Below are 21,494 nucleotides of genomic sequence, written 5' to 3'. Positions count from 1 at the left end.
TGCTGCACTTGGCGCAATCAAACGGTTGTTTCCTGATTGATTATGGTAGAATATATTTAATTACTATACGCTTTTGCGCGCTTTTGGCATTGAGGAATGATGACAATGAATGAGGCAGATGCTCGCCCAACAAATTTTATCCGTCAGATCATAGATGAAGATCTGGCGACTGGAAAACACACGTCAGTGCATACGCGTTTTCCACCTGAACCGAATGGCTATTTACATATTGGTCATGCGAAATCAATCTGCTTGAATTTTGGCATTGCCAAGGATTATCAGGGCCAATGTAACTTACGTTTTGATGATACAAATCCTGTAAAAGAAGATGTCGAATACGTTAACTCGATTCAAGAAGACGTTAAATGGCTTGGTTTTGAGTGGAGCGGCGATGTTCGTTATTCCTCTGACTACTTTGATACCTTGTATCAATACGCGATCGAGTTGATCAAAAAAGGCTTAGCTTACGTTGATGAGCTCAGCCCAGACGAAATTCGCGAATATCGTGGGACACTCAAAGAGCCCGGTAAAAATAGCCCATACCGTGAGCGCCTAATTGAAGACAACTTAGCATTATTCGAAAAAATGCGTGCGGGTGGCTTCGAAGAAGGAAAAGCGTGTTTACGTGCGAAAATCGATATGGCATCCCCATTTATGGTGATGCGCGACCCAGTTTTATATCGTATTAAATTTGCGGAACATCACCAATCTGGCAACAAATGGTGTATTTATCCAATGTATGACTTCACGCATTGTATTTCTGATGCATTAGAAGGCATTACTCACTCTTTATGTACCTTAGAATTCCAAGACAATCGCCGTTTATATGATTGGGTTTTAGATAATATCACGATTGACTGTCACCCTCGTCAGTATGAGTTTTCTCGTCTGAATCTGGAATATACGGTGATGTCTAAGCGTAAACTGAACCAATTAGTGACCGAAAAACACGTAAATGGTTGGGATGACCCACGGATGTTAACCATTTCAGGTTTGCGTCGTCGTGGTTATACTGCAGCCTCTATTCGTGAATTTTGCCAACGTATTGGTGTGACAAAACAAGACAACAACGTTGAAATGGCCTCTTTAGAGTCCTGTATTCGTGATGATCTGAATGAGTCAGCACCACGTGCTATGGCGGTTATCGACCCAGTTCGTGTTGTCATTGAAAACATGCCTGCTGGTGAAGAGATTTTAACAGCGCCAAACCATCCAAATAAACCGGAGATGGGAACGCGCCAAGTGCCATTTAGTAACGAAATTTATATTGACCGTGCGGACTTCCGTGAAGAAGCAAATCGCCAATATAAGCGTTTAGTATTAGGCAAAGAAGTTCGTTTGCGTAATGCATACATCATTAAAGCAGAGCGTGTTGAAAAAGATGCGGATGGTAATATTACAACCATTTACTGTACTTATGATGCAGGCACACTGAATAAAGACCCAGCAGATGGCCGTAAAGTGAAAGGCGTTATTCATTGGGTTAGCGTAGCGCATGCCTTGCCTGCAGAAATTCGTCTGTATGACCGTTTATTCACTGTGCCAAACCCAGGTGCAGAAGACGATTTCTTATCGGTTATCAATCCAGATTCACTGGTTATTCGTCAAGGTTTTGTTGAGCCGAGCCTGAAAAATGCCGTGGCAGAAAAAGCGTATCAGTTTGAGCGTGAAGGGTATTTCTGTGCTGACAGCCGTTTAAGCAGCGAAGATCATTTAGTGTTTAATCGTACTGTGGGGTTACGTGATACTTGGGCGAAACTCGAAAATTCTTAATTTGATGTCCCCGTCATACTTTGCACCACAGGGGTGTTGGCTTCATTAAGTTACTCGAGTCACATACTTATGTATGCTCACGGGATAACTTAATTTGCCGCCTACCTGTGGTACAAATTATTTAGGGGCCAGATCGAGTATTAGCACAAAAAACGCTGACAAATAAATGTCAGCGTTTTTTATAGTAATCTACAAAGCCTACAAAATCTGAAGAACCTATTTGGATTTGCTATCCACTTTTTCTTTTAATAATTCATGCAGATATTCATTCGCGGAAGTCACATTACCTTGAGCATCTTTGACTTGGTACTCTTCGCCAGTAATGGACGATTTTGAGGCAACATTATCAATAAATTGTTCTGTAGTTTTGAGACGTTTTTCTGTTTTACGTAGTTTTAAACGTAAGTGAGATTCTGCGTCGGCAGCAGAATGTTCAGTTCCGTTACGAGTAAAAGTAAGGTTCTGTTGCTTACCAAGCTCTGCTAGTAATGATTCAGTACGAACTTTTTCTTCAGGGCTTAGCGCAAGTGCTTGGGTGGTAACAAAAACGCTTAAAAAAAGTACTAAAGCAGATGAAAAACGGTTTGATAGTTGGGCTGTGAGTGACTGCACGAATTTCTCTCCATAGAAAAAAGGTGAGTAAATTATAGGCAGCCTTTTAATTTAAACTATCGGTAAGATTCCTAGAATTCAATGAATGGTAATCCATTAGGGCATAAACCGATAACCAATCCCTGTTTCGGTTAATAAGTGAATAGGGCGAGCAGGGTCATTTTCCAATTTTTGCCGTAGGTGGCCCATATAGATGCGTAAGTAATGATTATGTTCCACATAATTAGGCCCCCAAACTTGCAGTAATAAATGCCGTTGAGTTAATACTTTACCGCTATTAGCCACGAGTTCACTGAGTAAACGGAACTCAATCGGGGTAAGGTGGAGCTCTTCACCTTGCTTGGTAACAATTCGATTAATAAAATCGATAGTGATATCCCCAAACTGGCATTTTGAGTTTTCTTGGGTGGATTTGCCGAAACGCCGTAAAGCAACCCTAACACGAGCCAGTAATTCGCTAATCCCAAAGGGTTTTGTGAGGTAGTCATCAGCGCCTGCATCCAATGCAGCCACTTTCTGTGATTCTTCTTCGCGAGCGGATAAAACAATAATCGGAATACTGCTCCACTGGCGTAGGTCACGAATTAAATCAAGCCCATCACCATCGGGCAAGCCAAGGTCTAAAATCAATAAATCAGGTTGTCGCGTACCGGATTCAATGAGGCCGCGTTGGTAATTTTCCGCCTCAAATACCTTCCAGCCTTCACCTTCCAGCGCTAAACGAACAAAGCGGCGGATTTCTTTTTCATCTTCAACAACCAGAATTTGATGGCTAGTACTCACAATATTGTTAATCCTTTTATGTTTCTACTTCGATATCAGGTAGTTGCTTTAAAGGTAAGACAAAATGGAAACTCGCTCCACCTTTATTATTATTTTGCGCCCAAATTTCGCCTTCATGTAACTGAATAATAGCACGACAAATGGCGAGCCCTAAGCCAACTCCTGGAATTGCGGACTCTTTTTGCGCCCGAGAAAATTTATCAAAAATGGTTTTTTCTTGTCCGTTTGGAATCGCATTGCTGGCATCCCATATTTCAATATGAATTTTTTGCCCTTCAACTGTAGCTCGAATACCAATCGGGGTATCGTCATGACTGTATTTTACGGCATTTTCTAATAGGTTGATTAGCACCCGTTCAATCAAGTTAGCATCACAATAAAGTAGTAAGTCTGCTGGAATATCAATTTCTAAAGGATGGCTGTGTAAGGTGTAATCTAAGGTTCTAACAGCACTACTGGTAATTTCTTGCAGTGATTCCCACGCTAAATTGGGCTGAATACTGCCAGATTGTAAGCGAGCCATATCCAGTAAATTATTCACCAAGCGCGAAGTGCTAAGTACTTGCTGGCGCATTTGGTTCACTTGTTCTGTTAGTGGTGATTTTTCCGCAGACAAATTCAACATTAAGATTTCGGTTTGGCCGAATAAAACGGTGAGCGGTGTTTTTAGGTCATGAGACAGTGCGGCAAGTAAGGAGTTTCTTAGTTGTTCTCGTTCAATATCTAATTTGGCTGATTCAGCTTGTTTTGTCAGCTGCAGACGTGCAAGAGCACTCGCAATCAGTCCTGTAAAGGTTTGCAGCATGCGTTGCTGTTCTGGGATCAATAACTGGCGCATGTTTCTTGGTTCAATGGCAAGAACGGCAAGGGTTTGATCGGCAGTGATGATAGGTTGCAATTGATAGGGAACGCTTGGTAGTGTATCCGTACCAGCACCGGCGGGTTGCCGCTTATCAAAACACCATTTAGCAATGGCTTTATCAATCAGCATTTCACTGTGGCCTTCACATTTTAATGGTGATAACTGGTCGTTTTCATCGGGGAGCAGTAAGCAGCTTTTGGCTTGAAATGCATTATTAAGGAAATGGTACCCAGTTCTCCCAATATCATCAGTCGTGATAGCTTGTCCTAATTCTTTTGTCATTTCATATAGGTGACGTGTTCGCTGCTCTCGATACCGAGCGATACGAGCTTGGTAGCGCATACCTGCAGTTAAATTCCCCACAACAACCCCCACAATTAGCATCACTGTAAACGTGACTAAATATTGCATATCCATGATAGCAAGGGAGAAATGGGGTTGAACAAAGAACAGGTCAAAACTGATCACGTTAACCAAGGCGGCGAAGACAGAGGGGCGTCGGCCATAAAATAATGCGATTAACACGACACCTAATAGATAGAGTGTCACGAGGTTGGCTTTATCGAGAGCCAATAAAAAGGTGCGCGAAAATAAGGTGATAGCAGCACACATCACAATAGCCATTAAATAGCCATTCATATCCGATCGCCATTTTTCAGAGAACGGCTTTCTTTCTGGTTCTTTGTCCCACTCACTTTTCTCTTCAAGTGCGACGATCACTAAATCCAGATCAGGGCCGAGCTTACCAAGACGATCGGCAAAACCGGGACGTAAATTGAGCTTAAACCATTTGTTTACTTTATTACGCCGACCAATCAATATCTTCCCTAAATTATGTTCTCGGGCATAACGTAATATCGCTTTTTCTTCCGAAGGGTCGGATAAAGTTGCTGTTTCTGCACCTAAGTCTTGAGCAAGACGCAACGCTTTTAAGATAGCTCTACGCTGGGTTTCAGGTAGCTGATGAAGTGAGGGAGTTTCAACATAAACAGCATGCCAGACACTACCGAATTTTGCAGCAAGTCGTGCGGCAGTACGGACTAATTTTTCATTTCCGGTATTATGGCCAATGCATAGCAAGAGCCCATCGCGAGTGTGCCATACGGGGGCTTGGCCTTTACCATCACGAAATTCACGCATCTGGTCATCAACCCGGTCAGCAGTACGCCGAAGAGCCAGCTCACGCAGTGCAATTAAGTTTCCTTTGCGGAAAAAATGCTCAATAGCGCGTTCGGCTTGCCCCGGTATATACACTTTGCCTTCTTTAAGGCGTTGTCGTAGGTCGTCAGGAGGAAGATCAACTAATACCACCTCATCAGCTGCATCAAAAATATGATCTGGAACTGTTTCACGTACGCGAATACCTGTAATACTTCCCACGATGTCATTCAGGCTTTCAATGTGTTGAACGTTGATGGTTGTCAGTACGTCAATTCCGGCATCAAGGAGTTCTTCGACATCTTGCCAACGTTTAGGGTGGCGGCTGCCATGGGGGTTACTAAATGCCAATTCATCCATTAAAATTATGGCTGGATGCCTAGCAATTGCTGCGTCAATATCGAAACCATTTAGGCGGCGACCGTGATGAGTTATGCGCCTAGGTGGCAACAGAGAAAGGCCGTCAAGTAGCGCGGCCGTTTCTTCTCTTTCATGGGTTTCTACTACGCCAATCAGCACATCTAGCCCTTGGGCTCTAAGCCTTTGCGCTTCTTGCAGCATGGCATACGTTTTTCCAACACCAGCACAGGCACCGAAAAAAATCTTTAATTTGCCACGCCCAATGTCATTGGCTTTGACCAAGAGTTCATCAGGGTTAGGGCGAATAGGTTCTTGATTGTCCATCACAGCCCCTAGTGAGTTTGACTGTTTATTTGTTGTTGATATTCATCAAGTGCTAGGTTCAGTTTTAGCACATTAATGACCGGTTCGCCTAAAAAGGGTAACAGTGCTTGTTCAGTATGCGTTTCTATCAATGATTTTACCGCATCCAAAGGAATTTGCCTGCTTTTTGCAATGCGTGGCGTTTGGTACAACGCGGCATCAACGGAAATATTGGGGTCTAAGCCACTGGCAGACGCCGTGAGTAAATCCACTGGGGTGGCGTTATCTGCATCGGGGTTTGCTGCGCGCAGTTGTTCGTTACGCTCAATCATCGTTTGTTGTAATAACGGGTTGCTGACCGCTAAATTACTTCCACCAGAAGCTAATGTATTGTAGGGGCTATCAATAGTTGAGGAGGGGCGACCGTGAAAATAGCGGGCGTCATCCACATTTTGCCCGATCAAGGCTGAGCCAACAGTACGTTCATCTTGCATAAGTAGAGAGCCGTGAGCCTGCCATGGAAAAAAGATGTTAGCGAGACCAGTTACCATTAATGGGTAAGCAATACCTGTAAAAATGGTGAGTATAAATAACATAATCATCGACGAACGGATCATATTCATAATCAATTCCTTATATTCCAAAGAGACTAATAAGCAGATCAATCAGTTTGATCCCAACAAATGGCACAATTAACCCGCCTAAGCCATATATGCCTAAATTACGTTGCAATAATGATTGGGAACTCATTGGGCGATAATGGACACCTTTAATGGCTAAAGGGATCAAGAAGATAATAATCAATGCGTTGAAGATGACCGCAGAAAGGATAGCGGACGCAGGTGAATGTAATTGCATAATATTTAATGCATTTAATTGTGGCCACGTCACGGCAAAAGCCGCAGGGATAATGGCAAAATATTTAGCAATATCATTGGCAATACTGAAGGTAGTTAATGAGCCTCGGGTCATCAGCATCTGTTTACCAATGTGCACCACTTCAATCAGCTTGGTTGGGTTGGAGTCTAAATCCACCATGTTACCGGCTTCTTTTGCGGCTTGGGTACCTGAGTTCATTGCGACTGCGACATCCGCTTGCGCGAGTGCTGGCGCATCGTTGGTGCCGTCACCGGTCATAGCAACTAAGCGACCTTCAGATTGATATTGGCGGATCAACGCGAGTTTGGCTTCAGGAGTGGCCTCTGCAAGGAAATCATCGACACCTGCTTCGGCTGCAATTGCGGCGGCTGTTAAGTGGTTATCCCCCGTGATCATCACGGTTTTGATGCCCATACTACGCATTTGGGCGAAGCGTTCTTTCATACCCCCTTTGACGATATCTTTTAATGCAACGACACCTAAAACCGTTTTATTATCAACCACCACAAGTGGCGTTCCGCCTAAATGGGCCACTTTTTCGACCAGTTGATCCGCTTCGACAGGAAATTTACTGTGATTGGCTTCGATATAACGGCGGATGGCATCCGCAGAGCCCTTGCGGATCATTCGCTCGCCAATATTGACACCACTCATACGTGTCATTGCGGAGAAAGGAACAAAAGTTGCATTCAGGGCATGAATATCTCTTTCACGTAAATTAAATTTTTGTTTTGCCAAGACCACAATACTGCGTCCTTCTGGGGTTTCATCCGCTAAAGACGATAGTTGTGCGGCATCCGCCAGTTGCTGCTCTGTAATACCTGTTAGCGGTAAAAATTCAGAGGCTTGGCGGTTTCCCAGTGTAATGGTCCCCGTTTTATCAAGTAATAGAACGTCGACATCACCTGCTGCCTCTACAGCACGGCCGCTGGTGGCAATTACATTTGCTCCTAGCATGCGGCTCATCCCAGCCACACCAATAGATGAAAGTAAGCCACCGATGGTTGTTGGAATTAAGCACACTAATAACGCTATTAACACTAAAATAGAAACGGCACTGCCTGCGCCTGCATGCTCTGCGGCAAAAACGGTGAATGGGTACAAGGTGGCACAAACTAACACAAAGATAATAGTCAGTGCAGTTAATAAAATAGTGAGCGCGATTTCATTGGGGGTTTTACGGCGTTGTGCGCCTTCAACCATGGAAATCATTCTATCTAAGAAGGTTTCACCGGGATTGACGGTACACTCGACTATCAGCCAATCGGAAAGTACGCGAGTTCCGCCTGTCACTGAAGAGAAATCACCACCAGATTCGCGGATCACGGGGGCGGATTCCCCTGTGATTGCGCTTTCATCCACCGAAGCACCACCTTCGATGACTTCACCGTCACAAGGAATGGTTTCTCCAGCGCGGATCAACACAATATCACCTTTACGTAACTGGTCTGAACTCACTATTTCTTGACTTGCCTCCAGTGAGGGGGAAGCTAAACGTGTTGCACTGCTTTGTTGTTTAACACCTTTTAAGCTTTGGGCTTGTGCTTTGCTTCGTCCTTCAGCGAGCGCTTCCGCAAAGTTAGCGAAAATAACCGTAAACCATAGCCAAAGTGTGATCATTCCACTGAACCAAGCACTGCCTTGTGTGTAATCCATTACCATGGCTAACCAGAGAAACGTGGTGATAATACTGCCAATAAAAACTACAAACATCACAGGGTTACGCCATTGTGCTTGTGGTGTACATTTCTTGATAGATTCAAAAATAGATTGTTTGATTAGCTTATTATCGAATAATTTAATATTTTTATTGTTCATATTTTCCTCCTCATCATCCCGCAAAACCAATGTGTAATTGTTCAGCAATTGGACCTAAAGCAAGGGCTGGTACAAAGGTTAGGGCACCAATGAGAAGCACAGTGAAAATCAGTAACCCAATGAATAAAGGGCCTGTTGTGGGTAAAGTGGCGTGGCTTTGGGCTTGTGGTTTTTTATTGGCCATAGAACCCGCGATCGCTAAAACAGGAAGAATGACACCAAAGCGACCGATAAACATGGCTATTGCAAGTAGCACATTGTAGAACGGCGTATTCGTGCTGAGCCCTGCAAAAGCGCTACCATTATTATTGGCGGCAGAAGAAAAGGCATATAGCACTTCACTAAACCCATGCGCGCCTGGATTTAAAATCCCTGCACGCCCAGCTTCGGTCATTAATGAAATAGTTGTACCAAGTAGCACTAAGGTTGGGGTGACTAAAATCGCCAGTGCGACCATTTTCATTTCACGCACTTCAATTTTTTTACCCAGGTATTCAGGTGTACGGCCAATCATGAGACCAGCAAGGAAGACTGCGAGTAATACAAATAGCAACATGCCGTATAAACCGGAACCGACACCGCCAAATACCACTTCACCAATTTGCATTAACCACATCGGCACCATTCCACCCATTGCAGTAAAGGAGTCATGCATGGCGTTAACCGCTCCACAAGAGGCTGCGGTGGTGACGACGGCAAACAAAGCGGAGCCGACAATCCCAAAACGACTCTCTTTTCCTTCCATATTGGCAGAGCTAGTGGCATGCAGTTCGGCTAAAAATGGGTTTCCCACATATTCCGCTTTAACTACGACTATGGCAGCAACCACAAAAATGATCCCCATAACCCAGAGTAAGGTATGGCCTTGTTTGTTGTTACCAACTACACGACCAAAGGCAAAGCAAAGTGCAGTAGGGATTAGGAAAATCGCTAACATTTGCACAAAATTACTCAGTGCAGTTGGATTTTCAAAAGGGTGCGATGAATTAGAGCCGAAGAACCCGCCACCATTTGTGCCGAGCAATTTTATCGCTTCTTGGGACGCAACTGGCCCCATCGGTAATAGCTGTTCACTGCTATCTAAAGGATGAATAAGTAAATAATTGGAAAAATTTTGGATCACACCTTGGCTGACAAAAAATAGCGCAAAAATAATCGCTAAAGGGAAGAGCAAATACACAGTAATGCGGTAAATATCTAACCACGCATTACCGACAGTTTTACTGCCATGGTGTGAAAAAGCACGAATAATTGCGAAGGCCACAGCAAGTCCTGTCGCTGCGGAAAGAAAGTTTTGTACAGTCAGCCCTGCCATTTGGCTTAAATAGCTTAATGTATTTTCGCCGCTATAGGCTTGCCAGTTAGTATTAGTAACAAAACTAACCGCGGTATTAAAGGCTAAGTCCCAGCTCATCCCTTCAAAGTGTTGAGGGTTAAGGGGCAAACGGCCTTGGCAGATTAAAATAACGAATAATAAAACAAAGCCTAAAAGATTAAATAATACAATTGCTAAGGCATATTGTCGCCAATTCATCTCAGCCATTTCACGCCCTGGTTGTTTGACTCCAGCAAGGCGCCAAAGTAAGGACTCACTGCTTGCTAACCGACGAGGTATATCATTGTCGATTAGCCGAGCAATACCGTTACCTAAAGGTTTTGCTAAGATGAATAAGATCAGTAAAAAACTACCTAAAAATAGCAATGTAGTGGTAGTCATATCAGAAATCCTCCGCGTTAAGCAGGGCATAAATCAGATACGCCAGCAGTAAAACAACGAGAACTGCCCCAATAATGGAAAGTAATGACACAGTATTTTCTCCTTATTATTTCCATGAGATAAGGCTAAAGAGTTCGTTGTAAAGAAGCTGATAAAAATCACGGGTAGGATGTAAAAAAAGTATAAAAATGGTTATTTATCGAGCAAGAAGAGAGTGCTTAATAGAGAAAGTGGCGTGTGGTTTTATTAATTTATTTGTTAAATAATTGTAATTTAAATATACCAATAAAACATTTATTGGTTAAAAAATGTAATAAAAATACGGAATGAACAGATTTTTTAGAAAAATTTACACATTAAGTGGTCAGATGAGTAGTTTTATTACACAATTTGCGATATCCTATCTACAGTCAAGATATTTCATATTATCTGTTCGGTTTTAGTCGCTCTTTACTACTGTGTTAATGGGAAATGTGTGTTAATGGGGAATGGTAGAGCAAAGCTGGAATCGACAAATAAAGTGGCAACTGAAGGAGGATACCGATGTCCACATATCGCGAATATTCCCGTAATCAGGTACTTGCACGCCGCACTGCTGCTGTAACAGCTGGCATTATTGCGTTTCCGGTTATGGTTTTTTATCCAAAAAGAGCAAAGTTTTATAGCCATTTACATAAAGTTTGGGCAAAAACCAGTGATAAACCGGTTTGGCTAGAACGTTCAGAGACAACGCTGGAAAGTCACCGCTAATTTAGTACTTAATGGCGAGTAATAACCCCTACAATGTTGAATTGTGGGGGTTTTGTTTTTTTATTTTCTTACTTGCATTTACTATCCACTTGGGTTTTTCTCGATTAATGCCCTCGATTTGTTCTAAATAACACAGAAAAAAATTATGTTTCCGTTTATGCTTATTGATTATCAGTCAATTACGTTCAAACTGGTGGATAAACCGTTTAGCTGTGCAGTAAAAAGGACAACATAATGCATAATTTAAGATTAGAAGAAATCATTAATGAAGAATTGAAAGTTAGTGAGTTCCAAGATTTTGCACCGAATGGATTGCAAGTTGAAGGGCGGCCCCATGTACATAAAATCATCACAGGGGTGACAGCTTGCCAAGCATTGCTGGATGTTGCTGTTGAAAAGAAAGCTGATGCCGTCATTGTTCATCATGGCTATTTTTGGAAAAATGAGCCAGCCATTATCAAAGGCATGAAGAGAAATCGCTTAAAAACATTATTAGCGAATGATATAAACCTGTATGGTTATCACCTCCCATTAGATGCACATCACCAGTTAGGTAATAATACCCAGCTTGCTTATATTATGGGGGTGCAGGTGAACGGCCAAATCGACCCATTAATGCCATTTGGTTTTTTTGATCAACCTATTACACCTTCAGAATTAACGTCTCGCTTAGAAACTCGTCTTGGCCGTAAAGTTCTTCATTGTGGTGATAATGCAAAAGAAGAAATTCGCCAAATTGCATGGTGTACAGGAGGAGGGCAAGGTTTCATCCTACAAGCGGCAGAATTTGGCGTAGATGCCTTTGTAACAGGGGAGGTTTCCGAGCAAACCATTCATATAGCAAGAGAAATGGGTATCCATTTCTACAGTGCAGGGCATCACGCAACGGAGCGATATGGGATCAAAGCGTTAACTAAGTGGTTAGTTGATGAGCAGGGGTTAGATGCAGAGTTTATCGATATCGATAACCCGGCCTAATCTTCGTCGCCTTTCAAACCACAGCGTTGTTGGCTGCATTCACGAACCCTAGTCACATACTTATGTATACTCCTAGGGCTTCGCTCTCTTGCCGCCTAGCTGTGATTTGAAAAGCATAGAAGATGGATTAATAATATATTTATAGAATTAAATTTTCGTTTTATTCGAGCGGTGGCGGTGTTGTCTTCACTTAATATGTATGTACCTAAGATTTAGTTTGATATTTGAACGTATTATCAATATGAGGGATACTTATCATAAGCTTAGATAAGTATCCCACTGTTTTTCTTTTAATATTATTCTTTAATATAGTGCTTTCTTGCTAAATTATTGTACCGCTCATGTACCACACAGTAAAAATGTAAAACTTACAGTTAGTTAGCGAATTAATTGATATTAATCACTTGTAATTTCATAGTGGGTAGTTAAATACACTATGAAATTAGGCTGATAATTTCACGGCTAGTAGAGAGGAGCTTAAATTCTCTATTTTATTTATTTTAAATCATGTGGTTGCGATAACCTCTTAAGCTGAAATATTTGGTTACATAGTTTATTTCTATGTACATTAGAACTTACTGGGCTTATCGCAGTTTGGTCTATTTTTTGCTCGATGATTATTCGATAATGATTCATTTTTGGTGTTTTTCTGGAGTTATATAGCGATATTTCAACCCGTTTACGCTAAGTCACTTATCCTAGAGAGATACAAACTGGCCCTCCGGTTTACAGTCCATTCATAAGCTTTTATTATCCTTAACTCAAATCTTACCATGCGCACTGGCTGAGATGACGGAAATTAATCGATAATTATGTCGACCTAACCCAATTTGTCATTCTGGATAAAGGATATCGCTATGCCAACTCCATGTTATATTTCCATTGAAGGAAAAACCCAAGGCAACATCACTGCCGGTGCATTTACTGCCGATTCAGTGGGTAACATCTATGTGCAAGGTCATGAAGACCAAATGTTAGTGCAAGAGTTTTCTCACGTTGTGACTGTACCGACAGACCCACAATCCGGCCAGCCTTCAGGCCAACGTGCGCACAAGCCGTTCCGTTTCACCGTGGCGTTAAATAAAGCCGTTCCGCTGCTGTATAACGCCTTAGCGTCTGGCGAAATGCTGCCGAAAGTGGAACTGAAATGGTACCGCACCTCAGTCGAAGGTAAACAAGAGCATTTCTTCACTACCACGTTAACCGATGCGACTATCGTCAATATCGATTGCCAAATGCCGCACTGCCAAGACCCCGCAAAAGCGGATTTCACGCAGTTAATCGAAGTCTCTCTGTCTTACCGCAAAATCGATTGGGAACACACCGTTGCAGGCACATCCGGTGCCGATGACTGGCGTGCGCCGCTCGAAGCGTAAGTTCGAATTTAGCGAGCCTTTCGAGGCTCGTTTGCGTTTTTAGCTTTTTCTCCCGTAGAGGAAATTCCCATGTCTTGGACAGACCCCAATAAAAACAAACGACTCGGCAGCCCCGAAAATAACCCGCTTATTCACGGTGGCGGATACACCGGCGGCAGAACCTATGCACAGGACCAAGCCTTGCAAGAAGCCCATGGTCAACTGCTAGACCGTATTATGAATGGCGAAATGGGGACGGGATTAGTATTCACCTGTACCATTGGTGGGTTACCTGAAAATACCTTTCAAGTGACTCAGTTTGATTTACAAGAAGGGCTTTCCCAACTCTTTTCACTGTCGATTCAGGCGGTCAGCCCGTTACCCGAGATTGATTTTCAAACAGTATTGGGTGTGGCCTCCTCGCTGACCGTAAAACGAGATGGAAAAATTCTTCGCACGGTACAAGGGATTTTAGCGGGGGCTGAACAAGGGAATACCGATGGGGTTAAAACCTGGTATCACTTTGTGATACGCCCTGAAATGTGGGTGATGACGCTTAAGCAAGACAGCCGCATTTTCCAAAATATGACGGTGCCGAACATTCTTGAGACGCTATTGAGCGAGTCTCATATCAAATTTGATAAACAGCTTTATCACCCCGAAGAGCATCTGAAACGCGAGTACATCACTCAAAAGCGTGAAACCCTGTATGAATTCTGGTGTCGGCTTGCTGCCGAAGAGGGAATTAATTACTGGTTCGAAGAAGGCCCACAACTGTTTTACAGTGACCGTCATTTAGGCATGAAAGCGGGGATATCGCTCACCTATAATCCGCAATCTGAAACGGATATCACCGACAGCACCGCCACCACATGGCGCTATGCCGAGCAGTTGTGCAGCGATATTCGCGTGGATAAAGACTACAATCAACTCAGGCCCTCTTACCCGCTGAGTCATCAAGTCACTGGGGAAGTGCATCAACAACATGAAATCTTTGAAAGCTATAGTCGCTTTCAAGAAGATGCGCAGGGGCAACCTTTTAACCAAATTCGCTACGAACAATCACAAAACCAGCGGCAAGTAGGAACGGCTACGACGAACTGCATTGAGTTAGCACCGGGGCGTATTTTTACCTTGTCTAACCATCCTAGCCCTCGAATGAATACGACGTGGCAAGTGATTAGCGTATCCCATCACGGTGTGCAACCTCTTGCTGATAACAGTGGCGGTGAAGGGACTCAATTGAGTAACCAGCTGTCCTTTATTCCCAGCACTCAAGAGTGGCGACCGCCCTATCGGTATAAACCTACAGCGGATGGGGATGAGCTGGCTACCGTTGTCGGGCCACCGGGTGAAGAAATTTACACCAACTCACAAGGGGCGGTTACGGTCTATTTCCATTGGGACAGGCGCGGCAAACCTGACCATAGCGCGTCTTGTTGGGTGCGAGTCGCCCACGGTTGGAACGGCGATGGCTTTGGGTTTATGTCCATCCCCAGAATTGGGCAGGAAGTGATTATTTCCTATCTTAACAATGATATAGATAAACCGATTATTACAGGCTGTACCTATAATGGCCGTAATCGTCCCCCTATTGATTTACCGAAACACAAAACGCGCACGACGTTTCGCACCAAAACCCACAAAGGGGATGGCTTTAATGAGTTGCGTTTTGAAGATGAAGCAGGCCAAGAAGAAATCTATCTGCATGCGCAAAAGAATTTGGCCATCAATGTGCTGAACTCACGGGGTGAACGGATTAATTACGACCGGACAACCAGTATTGGTCATAACGATGAACTGGTTGTTGCCAGTAATCGGACCGTGACGGTTGAAGGTAATCAAGCGCACAAAACAACCGGTAACTACCAAGATAAAGTGGAAGGAGACCACCACCTTTCGGTTGAGGGGGATTTGGTTAAGGCAATACAAGGTGTGGTCAGCGTGAATGCACAAGGGGATATCACCTTACAAAGCAGCAGTAAAATCACGTTAAAAGTGGGCGGAAGCTTTGTCGTTGTTCACAGCGGTGGCGTGGATATTAAAGGACCGGCGATAAACTTAAATTCAGGGGGAAGCCCTGGGGATATCCTGCAAGCAACTAACCCTGCGGTACTTAAAGCCGCTGCGAGCAGTGGCGCGGCCTTTGTGGCGCATTGTCCTATGAAAGAAGGGCAAGAGGAGGCGGAAAATGGTTAAACCTGAAACGTGCTATGCCATTATCGATGCAGCTTCCGAGCCCGATGTCTTTAATTTGTTCGCCGAGCACGAACCGCCGGCGAGTTGCTTATACAGCGAACCGATTCAACCTGAAATTGTGTCATTAGCGCCCTATTTAGTGGAAGTGACCGAAGAGGTGCAACGCTGGTTAAGTACGCGAGAGACGCCTTGGGGAATTTATGTTTATACGCACGCAACCATGCGTGAGTTACGTCAGCATCTGCGCAAATACTTGATGGTGATGATACCGGGACAAGAAAAGCCGGTCTTTTGGCGTTTTTATGACCCTCGCAATGTGTGGGATGTGCTTGGAACCTTTGATAACTGGCGATTGCATGTATTTTTAGGTCCTATCACGCAGCTGAAGACGTTGTTATGGGGAGAGGAAACCGCTTCCCGCTTTGAGCGTGAGCGCCGCGGATTTCCGGATAATGCGAAGCTCGGGGGCAAGCTGATGCGTTTTACTGATGCAGAAATGAAATTATTATCTCAACAAAAAATAGCGTTATTAACAGCGAAAATGGCACTTTTTTTTGTTCGAGCAACTGAAAAATATCAGACTCAAAAAGAACATGAAACGATTGAAAGTTTAATCTTGCAAACTATCTGTAATCCCAAAATACGTTCATTAAAATATTTTACGTCAGATTTGTGTCATGAAAAAACATGGGCATTTTACTTTGAGTATGCAAAAAGGATCGTAGATATTTGTTATGACCACGATATCAATCACGAAAAATCAATAAGTCTATTTTGTTATCTTCTTGTCTATTACGAAATATATGATGTGGATTCTCTTCCTTCGGAATGGCGTGTGATTTTATCAATACCGGATGCAATGGACTTTTATAAAATTGAAAAGTTATCGATGATGTTAATAAATACCATTCCAGATTTTTATCGGCAGTACAGTGCGTAAGGAGATTGCCAGTGTCTAAAGAATATCCAGAGGTCGTTTGTGATTGTAAATTACCCGATGATTGCACACTTGAAGTCGAGATTGAATTTGGTCAACAAAAAGAAACTTATCGCCAAAATGGGATTAAAAAAGATTTTTTTCATATTATCGAATTTAAAGGTAAAAATAGTTTTCTAGCGGCAGAGCTTTCTGATTTTAATAATATTTTCAACATTGAAAAAAATCCTGAATCGTTTTTACCTGAAATCTCAGTGCCTTTTAAGGTAAAGACCTGTTCGAAGGTATGTGTCTCTAATAATCCTGAGTGCCCCATTGGAAATGTCTATGGTGATGTTGCCTATGACTTTGGGCAATCAACATCTTATAACAATAAAGTGGCACAAGTACCTCAAGGTGTAAAACCGATTGGGGAAGTCAAGAATACGTTTGTGGGTAAAGTCACGCCAGCTAAGGCATTAGATATTCCGTTAGTTTACACAAAACAATTTCGTCAATTTGGTGCAGAGGTGATGAATCCGTTTACGGTGTTGGCTGATTTATTCGTTGATTTATGGAATGATTTGGATGATGAATACGCCGTTAGTAGATTGAAGCATACCCAAGAATATCGATTATCGATTGCAGAATGTGGGCACAAACCGTTTGAGCCCAAAATGTATAATGCCTCAATCAACAATAATATTTTGTTAAATGCAGGGGCTTTCGTGTATCAAAAATTTGGTTCGAGGTCGGTTTTTGATACAAAGTTCTATTTAATTTTACAGCAAAAAACCAAAATTGATTTAACGATTGCGTTCAATGAAAAAACAACAGGTCAAAATGATGTTGCGAGAAAAAAATTAACTGCACAAAAGAACCAAGCGTTGGGCCATAACGGCTCAAAACCTCACAGTGGCTGGACAAAATCAGGTACAGAACTGACAACCTCAAGTATTAAATTTGAAGGCTCGATTTCAAAAATATTGGGGATGGACAGTAAAAAATGGAGTGCTGAACTGAAACATGAATACTCACAATTAAAAAAGAAAAAAGAGCTTTCTTTGCTTGAAAAAGTAAATAAAGGCGTCGATAGTTTTAATCGATTATTATCGACCGCTCCAGATAAAAGCCCAAGTAAGTACAAACAACAAGAATATGAATTGGCAAAATTTGAGCTTATTTATCCGACAATCAAAGTCAGTGGTAGCCGAGAAATTGCATTAACAAAAAATAATCAAGTCATGCCTAAATATGATGTGTATTTACGTGGCGACCCGTTTTTTGGTTTCAAATTCACATTTGACATGATACAGGCTTTTGCTGCTTATTTTGGTATCAACACTATTGTCACCGTTATTCGAGAAAGGGGGACACAGAGTGAAGGGAAGGTCAATAGAGGGGAAGATGGGGCATTTATTGGTGTCCAGCTTGATTTAACCTTTAATCTGTCTTTAAACTGCGGCGTAAAATATAAGACAGAGAGTGATGGCATTACAAAATTTGATGAGAAAAGTAGTGATGTCCACTTATCGTTCACAATGAGCTGTGTAACGAACATCCGCGGAGGCTTTCGTTATTATGGTATCTCAGGCTTTTTTAAAGCGGAAGCGAAAGTAACCGCAGTTGTAAAAGCGGCTTGGGTTCCAAATGGAAATGGTGAGATTGTTTTTTATCATGAGGGGATAAAGGCTTATGCGAGTGTTGAATATGGAATGGGGATTGGTGCTCAAGAAGAGGAAGAGAGTAATGGCGCAGTAGGAGCAAAAAAAACTAACATAAAAATAGAGGAAACAACCAAACCATTAGATAAGGAGTGGATTATTCATGAGCCGTTATCCAAAGAGAAGTCTCAATATCGTTGGTTACTTTTTTAACCATCAGGATACTTCCAAGTCAAGATATAGAATTAATAAACGTTTTTTATGGGCCAACACATTTTGTCTGTTGAGTACTATTATCGCCCTAAGTTTTAGTGGAGTCAGTATGGCAAAAAATACAATGAATGAAATTTATGTAATAAACTTATCCTCCAATGACGCAGTTTGCGGTGTAAAAATTAATGAAATGTTAGTGATGAAAAATAATAAGGCTGCCGAAGGTCATTATTCAGCAGGGCAAAATATTTCTAATATCCTGACCGATGGACAGAATACATTGGGTTTAATTATGTACAATGGTTCGATAATTGATGGAAGAGAGAAATTGACATCCGATATGTGGTGTGAAGTAGAGCTAAATAAGTTATCCGAAAAAGGTAATAGCACATTTGTTTCGGGCATTAAATTAACAGGCAACGAAGAGGGAAAACTCGTTGTTTCTGATAAATATAAAAAGAATAATGATCAAATATATTTTGGTGGACCAAATAGGGAAAGTGAATTCGATGTTTTAGAAGCAAAAAATCAATTTAATGTGCAAGGGCTCCCAAAATGGCAGTGGGAAAAAGCAACGCCTGTTACGGAATCTGATATTCCTAAGGTTCAAGCGTTTTATTTAGAGCTACAACAAGCATTTGCTGATAAAAATCTTAACAAATTAAAAACAATGGGTAAAATATCATGGGATGAATTGGCATATGCGGATAATAGTTCTCCTGATATATTTTGGAACTCTTTAGAATTTAAAGAAATGCTAGATGAAGGATATAAGCCAGCTAAAATAGATTGGAGTCGCTATATATTCAGTACTTATGAAGATAAACGAATATTCCGGTATGAAATTGGTTTTAGCCGACTGTCACCAATAAAGTTAGTTAGTCCTGAGGGGCGAACATTTCACTACAATCCCTATTTATCCATTATTGATGGAAAAGTCACGATTGTTCGATAAGGAATTAATTTATGCCAAACATTATTCTTATTGGTGATTCTGATACAGGCCATGGTAAGCATGGCCCTACCCATGTGATTACAGGTTCATCAACGGTAAAAGTCGATGGTAAAGCGGTTGCTCGGCAAGGAGATGCGTTAGCGCCTCACGGTGGGCATTCAAGAACTATCGTTGGTGGATCAAGTAGTGTATTTATTGATGGCAAGCCTGCGGCCAGAACAGGTGATACAGTAAGTTGCGGTGGCGTATTAATTGGTAATTCAACGGTAAAAATTGGTTAGAAAATACGATGTTCTGACAGATAATAATTGAGTTCGCTAGGATTGATGATAGTAAAGAAATTAGTGTTACACCAGATAGTCAATATTAACATTAAGTGGTTAATATAAGGATATTTAATGCGCAAGTTAGCGATAGGTTTGGTATTAGTGATGGTTGTAATTTTTACTCTGTTAGTTAATTCTTACAATACAATCCAAAAAAATGATGAGTTAGTCTCTGCGGCAGCGTCAGAATTATTAAACCAATATCAGCGTCGATTTGATTTGATCCCTAATCTGGTCAGTACAGTTAAGGGATATTCAAGTCATGAAAGCAATGTGTTACAAGAAATTGTAAAGGCGAGAGCGTCTGTCGGGAAAATTAATGTGGATGGTCGCGTATTTGATGATCCTGAAATTTCTGCGAGCTATCAAAAAGCTCAAGATAATTTAGGGCAATCTCTATCACGTCTGTTAGTCATTTCAGAAAATTACCCTGAATTGAAAGCAAACTCACTCTATCAAGACCTGATGGTACAGTTGGAGGGAGCTGAAAATCGTATTTCAGTTGCGAGAGGGCGGTATATAGAGGCGGTACGCCATTATAATACTCAAATTAGGCAATTCCCCTATAACTTAATTGCGGAATCTATGGGGTATGATAAAAAAATTAATTTTAACGTTGAGAATGGGCATGAAATCAAAAGAACACCAACGGTGGATTTTAACTCATGATACGTAATATTTTATTTTCCTTGCTTTTATTTAGTGCTATTGCGAGCGCATCAGTGAATAATACACCCCCATTAAAAATAGATAGGGTCATTGATCGTGCAAATTTATTAACGGCGCAGCAATTCAAAACGCTAAATAATTTATTGATTAATTTTGAAAATAATCGGAATGATGGTTCACAATTTGTTGTTTATATCGTTCCGACTACTGGGAGTGAAAATATAGAAACTTTCGCAAATCGTGTTTTTAATCAATGGGGGATAGGTAAAAAGGGGCTTGATAATGGATTACTGCTTGTTGTGGCAATAAATGACCGCAGTGTTCGCTTTGAAGTCGGGTACGGCTATGAGGGGACATTTACCGATGTTCTTGCTGGGAGAATTATTCGAAAAAATATGTTGCCGTATTTTAGAGCAGAAAACTATTATACGGGGATTGAGCAAGGGATTATAAATGCCATTCATGTAGCTAATGATAGGCCAATAAGCTCAACGAATTCTTTGACAGATCTTATTCCTCTTAAAATATTACAAACACATTTTATTTTAATTTATGTGATAATATTAGGGCTAATTTATTGTTTTCAGCTTGTATTTTCAACGAAAAAATTAAAAAGAAAAATTAATCAAGTGATAGCGCAGTCAGGTAAAAAAAAGAAAAATTCAGAAAAGCGAGGATATAAGATAGGTGCAAATCAGCTAAAACGGTTAAAAAATTATCTGAATTACTCATTCTATTTTCCAACATCATTTTCGCTGTATTTCCCTGTAGTGTTTTGTTCAGTCGTTGTCATTTTTTATACACAAATAATTCTTAGTGGTATTGTTAACCCTTTTATCTTATTACTGATGGTGGTGTTATCATTATTCTTTAACCTTATTTCATTAACCGTGTTGTTTATTGGCATCAATATCTTATTTCCGATTTATCGACAGCAGAGAAAAGAATGGAAAGCGATTTGTGAGTTCAGTCGATTTGGTTCACCTTTTTATCAACCTTCATATTCAGTAAACACATCCCATAAACACGCTTCTAATGTTACTTCCAGTCACGATTTCAGCTCATCAAGTTCATCAAGTTCATCAAGCGGTGGGGGAGGCGGTTCTAGCGGTGGTGGCGGTGCTTCGGGGCATTGGTAAAGTGTCTATTAAGGTCTTGATTTAGGTTTATAAGTAAGCGTCAGGTGAATCCCACCTAGCTGGTC

At 41.7% G+C, this 21,494-nt stretch carries 18 protein-coding genes; 11 read left to right on the top strand and 7 right to left on the bottom strand.

Features of this window, described 5'->3' with window-relative positions:
• The first annotated feature begins 105 nt into the window (after positions 1-105).
• On the top strand, positions 106-1,773 hold the full coding sequence (gene glnS / locus M1F26_RS13965; RefSeq protein ID WP_180359552.1) for a glutamine--tRNA ligase: 1,668 nt from the start codon (positions 106-108) through the stop codon (positions 1,771-1,773).
• A 216-nt stretch (positions 1,774-1,989) separates the two neighbouring features.
• On the opposite strand, the gene M1F26_RS13960 is transcribed toward glnS, so the two are convergent.
• The 7 genes from M1F26_RS13960 to kdpF form a co-directional block, all read right to left on the bottom strand.
• On the bottom strand, positions 1,990-2,385 hold the full coding sequence (locus M1F26_RS13960) for a DUF5329 family protein (protein ID WP_140172799.1): 396 nt from the start codon (positions 2,383-2,385) through the stop codon (positions 1,990-1,992).
• Between the two features lie 96 nt (positions 2,386-2,481).
• A complete protein-coding gene (gene kdpE / locus M1F26_RS13955) occupies positions 2,482-3,168 on the bottom strand; it encodes a two-component system response regulator KdpE (protein ID WP_140172798.1) in 687 nt (228 codons plus the stop codon).
• Positions 3,169-3,184: 16 nt separating this feature from the next.
• Complete coding sequence (gene kdpD / locus M1F26_RS13950) at positions 3,185-5,872, bottom strand: two-component system sensor histidine kinase KdpD (RefSeq protein WP_140172797.1); 2,688 nt, start codon at positions 5,870-5,872, stop codon at positions 3,185-3,187.
• Positions 5,873-5,880: 8 nt separating this feature from the next.
• Positions 5,881-6,474, bottom strand: coding sequence for a potassium-transporting ATPase subunit KdpC (kdpC, locus tag M1F26_RS13945; RefSeq protein WP_140172796.1), 594 nt, complete (start codon positions 6,472-6,474; stop codon positions 5,881-5,883).
• Between the two features lie 10 nt (positions 6,475-6,484).
• Positions 6,485-8,548: a potassium-transporting ATPase subunit KdpB gene (kdpB, locus tag M1F26_RS13940; RefSeq protein WP_140172795.1), complete on the bottom strand. Its 2,064-nt coding sequence runs from the start codon at positions 8,546-8,548 to the stop codon at positions 6,485-6,487.
• 13 nt (positions 8,549-8,561) lie between these two features.
• Complete coding sequence (kdpA, locus tag M1F26_RS13935) at positions 8,562-10,265, bottom strand: potassium-transporting ATPase subunit KdpA (protein WP_140172794.1); 1,704 nt, start codon at positions 10,263-10,265, stop codon at positions 8,562-8,564.
• A 1-nt stretch (position 10,266) separates the two neighbouring features.
• Complete coding sequence (kdpF, locus tag M1F26_RS20015; RefSeq protein ID WP_071585860.1) at positions 10,267-10,356, bottom strand: K(+)-transporting ATPase subunit F; 90 nt, start codon at positions 10,354-10,356, stop codon at positions 10,267-10,269.
• 452 nt (positions 10,357-10,808) lie between these two features.
• On the opposite strand from kdpF, the gene M1F26_RS13930 reads away from it, so the two are divergent.
• The 10 genes from M1F26_RS13930 to M1F26_RS13885 all read left to right on the top strand — a co-directional run bounded on the left by M1F26_RS13930 (position 10,809) and on the right by M1F26_RS13885 (position 21,429).
• Positions 10,809-11,015, top strand: coding sequence for a YbfA family protein (locus M1F26_RS13930; protein ID WP_036957942.1), 207 nt, complete (start codon positions 10,809-10,811; stop codon positions 11,013-11,015).
• A 234-nt stretch (positions 11,016-11,249) separates the two neighbouring features.
• Entirely contained in the window at positions 11,250-11,993 is a 744-nt protein-coding gene (locus M1F26_RS13925; protein WP_110591334.1) for a type 2 GTP cyclohydrolase I, read from the top strand.
• Between the two features lie 857 nt (positions 11,994-12,850).
• Positions 12,851-13,369 carry an Hcp family type VI secretion system effector gene (locus tag M1F26_RS13920; protein ID WP_004246976.1) on the top strand — a complete coding sequence of 173 codons (519 nt, stop codon included), beginning with the start codon at positions 12,851-12,853 and terminating at the stop codon, positions 13,367-13,369.
• A gap of 69 nt (positions 13,370-13,438) precedes the next feature.
• Positions 13,439-15,547 carry a type VI secretion system Vgr family protein gene (locus M1F26_RS13915; RefSeq protein WP_215981701.1) on the top strand — a complete coding sequence of 703 codons (2,109 nt, stop codon included), beginning with the start codon at positions 13,439-13,441 and terminating at the stop codon, positions 15,545-15,547.
• On the top strand, positions 15,540-16,487 hold the full coding sequence (locus M1F26_RS13910) for a DUF4123 domain-containing protein (RefSeq protein WP_140170888.1): 948 nt from the start codon (positions 15,540-15,542) through the stop codon (positions 16,485-16,487). The genes M1F26_RS13915 and M1F26_RS13910 overlap by 8 nt, the downstream gene beginning before the upstream one ends.
• Before the next feature lie 11 nt (positions 16,488-16,498).
• Complete coding sequence (locus tag M1F26_RS13905; RefSeq protein WP_140170887.1) at positions 16,499-18,340, top strand: hypothetical protein; 1,842 nt, start codon at positions 16,499-16,501, stop codon at positions 18,338-18,340.
• 109 nt (positions 18,341-18,449) lie between these two features.
• Positions 18,450-19,295, top strand: coding sequence for a hypothetical protein (locus tag M1F26_RS13900; protein WP_227528829.1), 846 nt, complete (start codon positions 18,450-18,452; stop codon positions 19,293-19,295).
• Positions 19,296-19,306: 11 nt separating this feature from the next.
• A complete protein-coding gene (locus tag M1F26_RS13895) occupies positions 19,307-19,576 on the top strand; it encodes a type VI secretion system PAAR protein (protein ID WP_136135428.1) in 270 nt (89 codons plus the stop codon).
• A 117-nt stretch (positions 19,577-19,693) separates the two neighbouring features.
• Entirely contained in the window at positions 19,694-20,290 is a 597-nt protein-coding gene (locus M1F26_RS13890; RefSeq protein WP_136135427.1) for a LemA family protein, read from the top strand.
• A 143-nt stretch (positions 20,291-20,433) separates the two neighbouring features.
• A complete protein-coding gene (locus M1F26_RS13885; RefSeq protein ID WP_233618457.1) occupies positions 20,434-21,429 on the top strand; it encodes a TPM domain-containing protein in 996 nt (331 codons plus the stop codon).
• Positions 21,430-21,494 lie beyond the last annotated feature (65 nt).

Source organism: Providencia sp. PROV048, assembly GCF_033688165.1.
Taxonomy (GTDB): domain Bacteria; phylum Pseudomonadota; class Gammaproteobacteria; order Enterobacterales; family Enterobacteriaceae; genus Providencia; species Providencia hangzhouensis.
Note: the sequence above shows the minus strand (reverse complement) of the source record. Positions and strands in the feature narration are given on the sequence as shown.

Excerpts from the sequence above, each read along its gene's own strand:
- glnS (WP_180359552.1), top strand. The coding sequence starts at position 106 with ATGAATGAGGCAGATGCTCGCCCAACAAATTTTATCCGTCAGATCATA.
- kdpD (WP_140172797.1), bottom strand. The coding sequence starts at position 5,872 with ATGGACAATCAAGAACCTATTCGCCCTAACCCTGATGAACTCTTGGTC.
- kdpC (WP_140172796.1), bottom strand. The coding sequence starts at position 6,474 with ATGAATATGATCCGTTCGTCGATGATTATGTTATTTATACTCACCATT.
- kdpB (WP_140172795.1), bottom strand. The coding sequence starts at position 8,548 with ATGAACAATAAAAATATTAAATTATTCGATAATAAGCTAATCAAACAA.
- kdpA (WP_140172794.1), bottom strand. The coding sequence starts at position 10,265 with ATGACTACCACTACATTGCTATTTTTAGGTAGTTTTTTACTGATCTTA.
- M1F26_RS13930 (WP_036957942.1), top strand. The coding sequence starts at position 10,809 with ATGTCCACATATCGCGAATATTCCCGTAATCAGGTACTTGCACGCCGC.
- M1F26_RS13925 (WP_110591334.1), top strand. The coding sequence starts at position 11,250 with ATGCATAATTTAAGATTAGAAGAAATCATTAATGAAGAATTGAAAGTT.
- M1F26_RS13920 (WP_004246976.1), top strand. The coding sequence starts at position 12,851 with ATGCCAACTCCATGTTATATTTCCATTGAAGGAAAAACCCAAGGCAAC.
- M1F26_RS13915 (WP_215981701.1), top strand. The coding sequence starts at position 13,439 with ATGTCTTGGACAGACCCCAATAAAAACAAACGACTCGGCAGCCCCGAA.
- M1F26_RS13910 (WP_140170888.1), top strand. The coding sequence starts at position 15,540 with ATGGTTAAACCTGAAACGTGCTATGCCATTATCGATGCAGCTTCCGAG.
- M1F26_RS13900 (WP_227528829.1), top strand. The coding sequence starts at position 18,450 with ATGGCAAAAAATACAATGAATGAAATTTATGTAATAAACTTATCCTCC.
- M1F26_RS13895 (WP_136135428.1), top strand. The coding sequence starts at position 19,307 with ATGCCAAACATTATTCTTATTGGTGATTCTGATACAGGCCATGGTAAG.
- M1F26_RS13890 (WP_136135427.1), top strand. The coding sequence starts at position 19,694 with ATGCGCAAGTTAGCGATAGGTTTGGTATTAGTGATGGTTGTAATTTTT.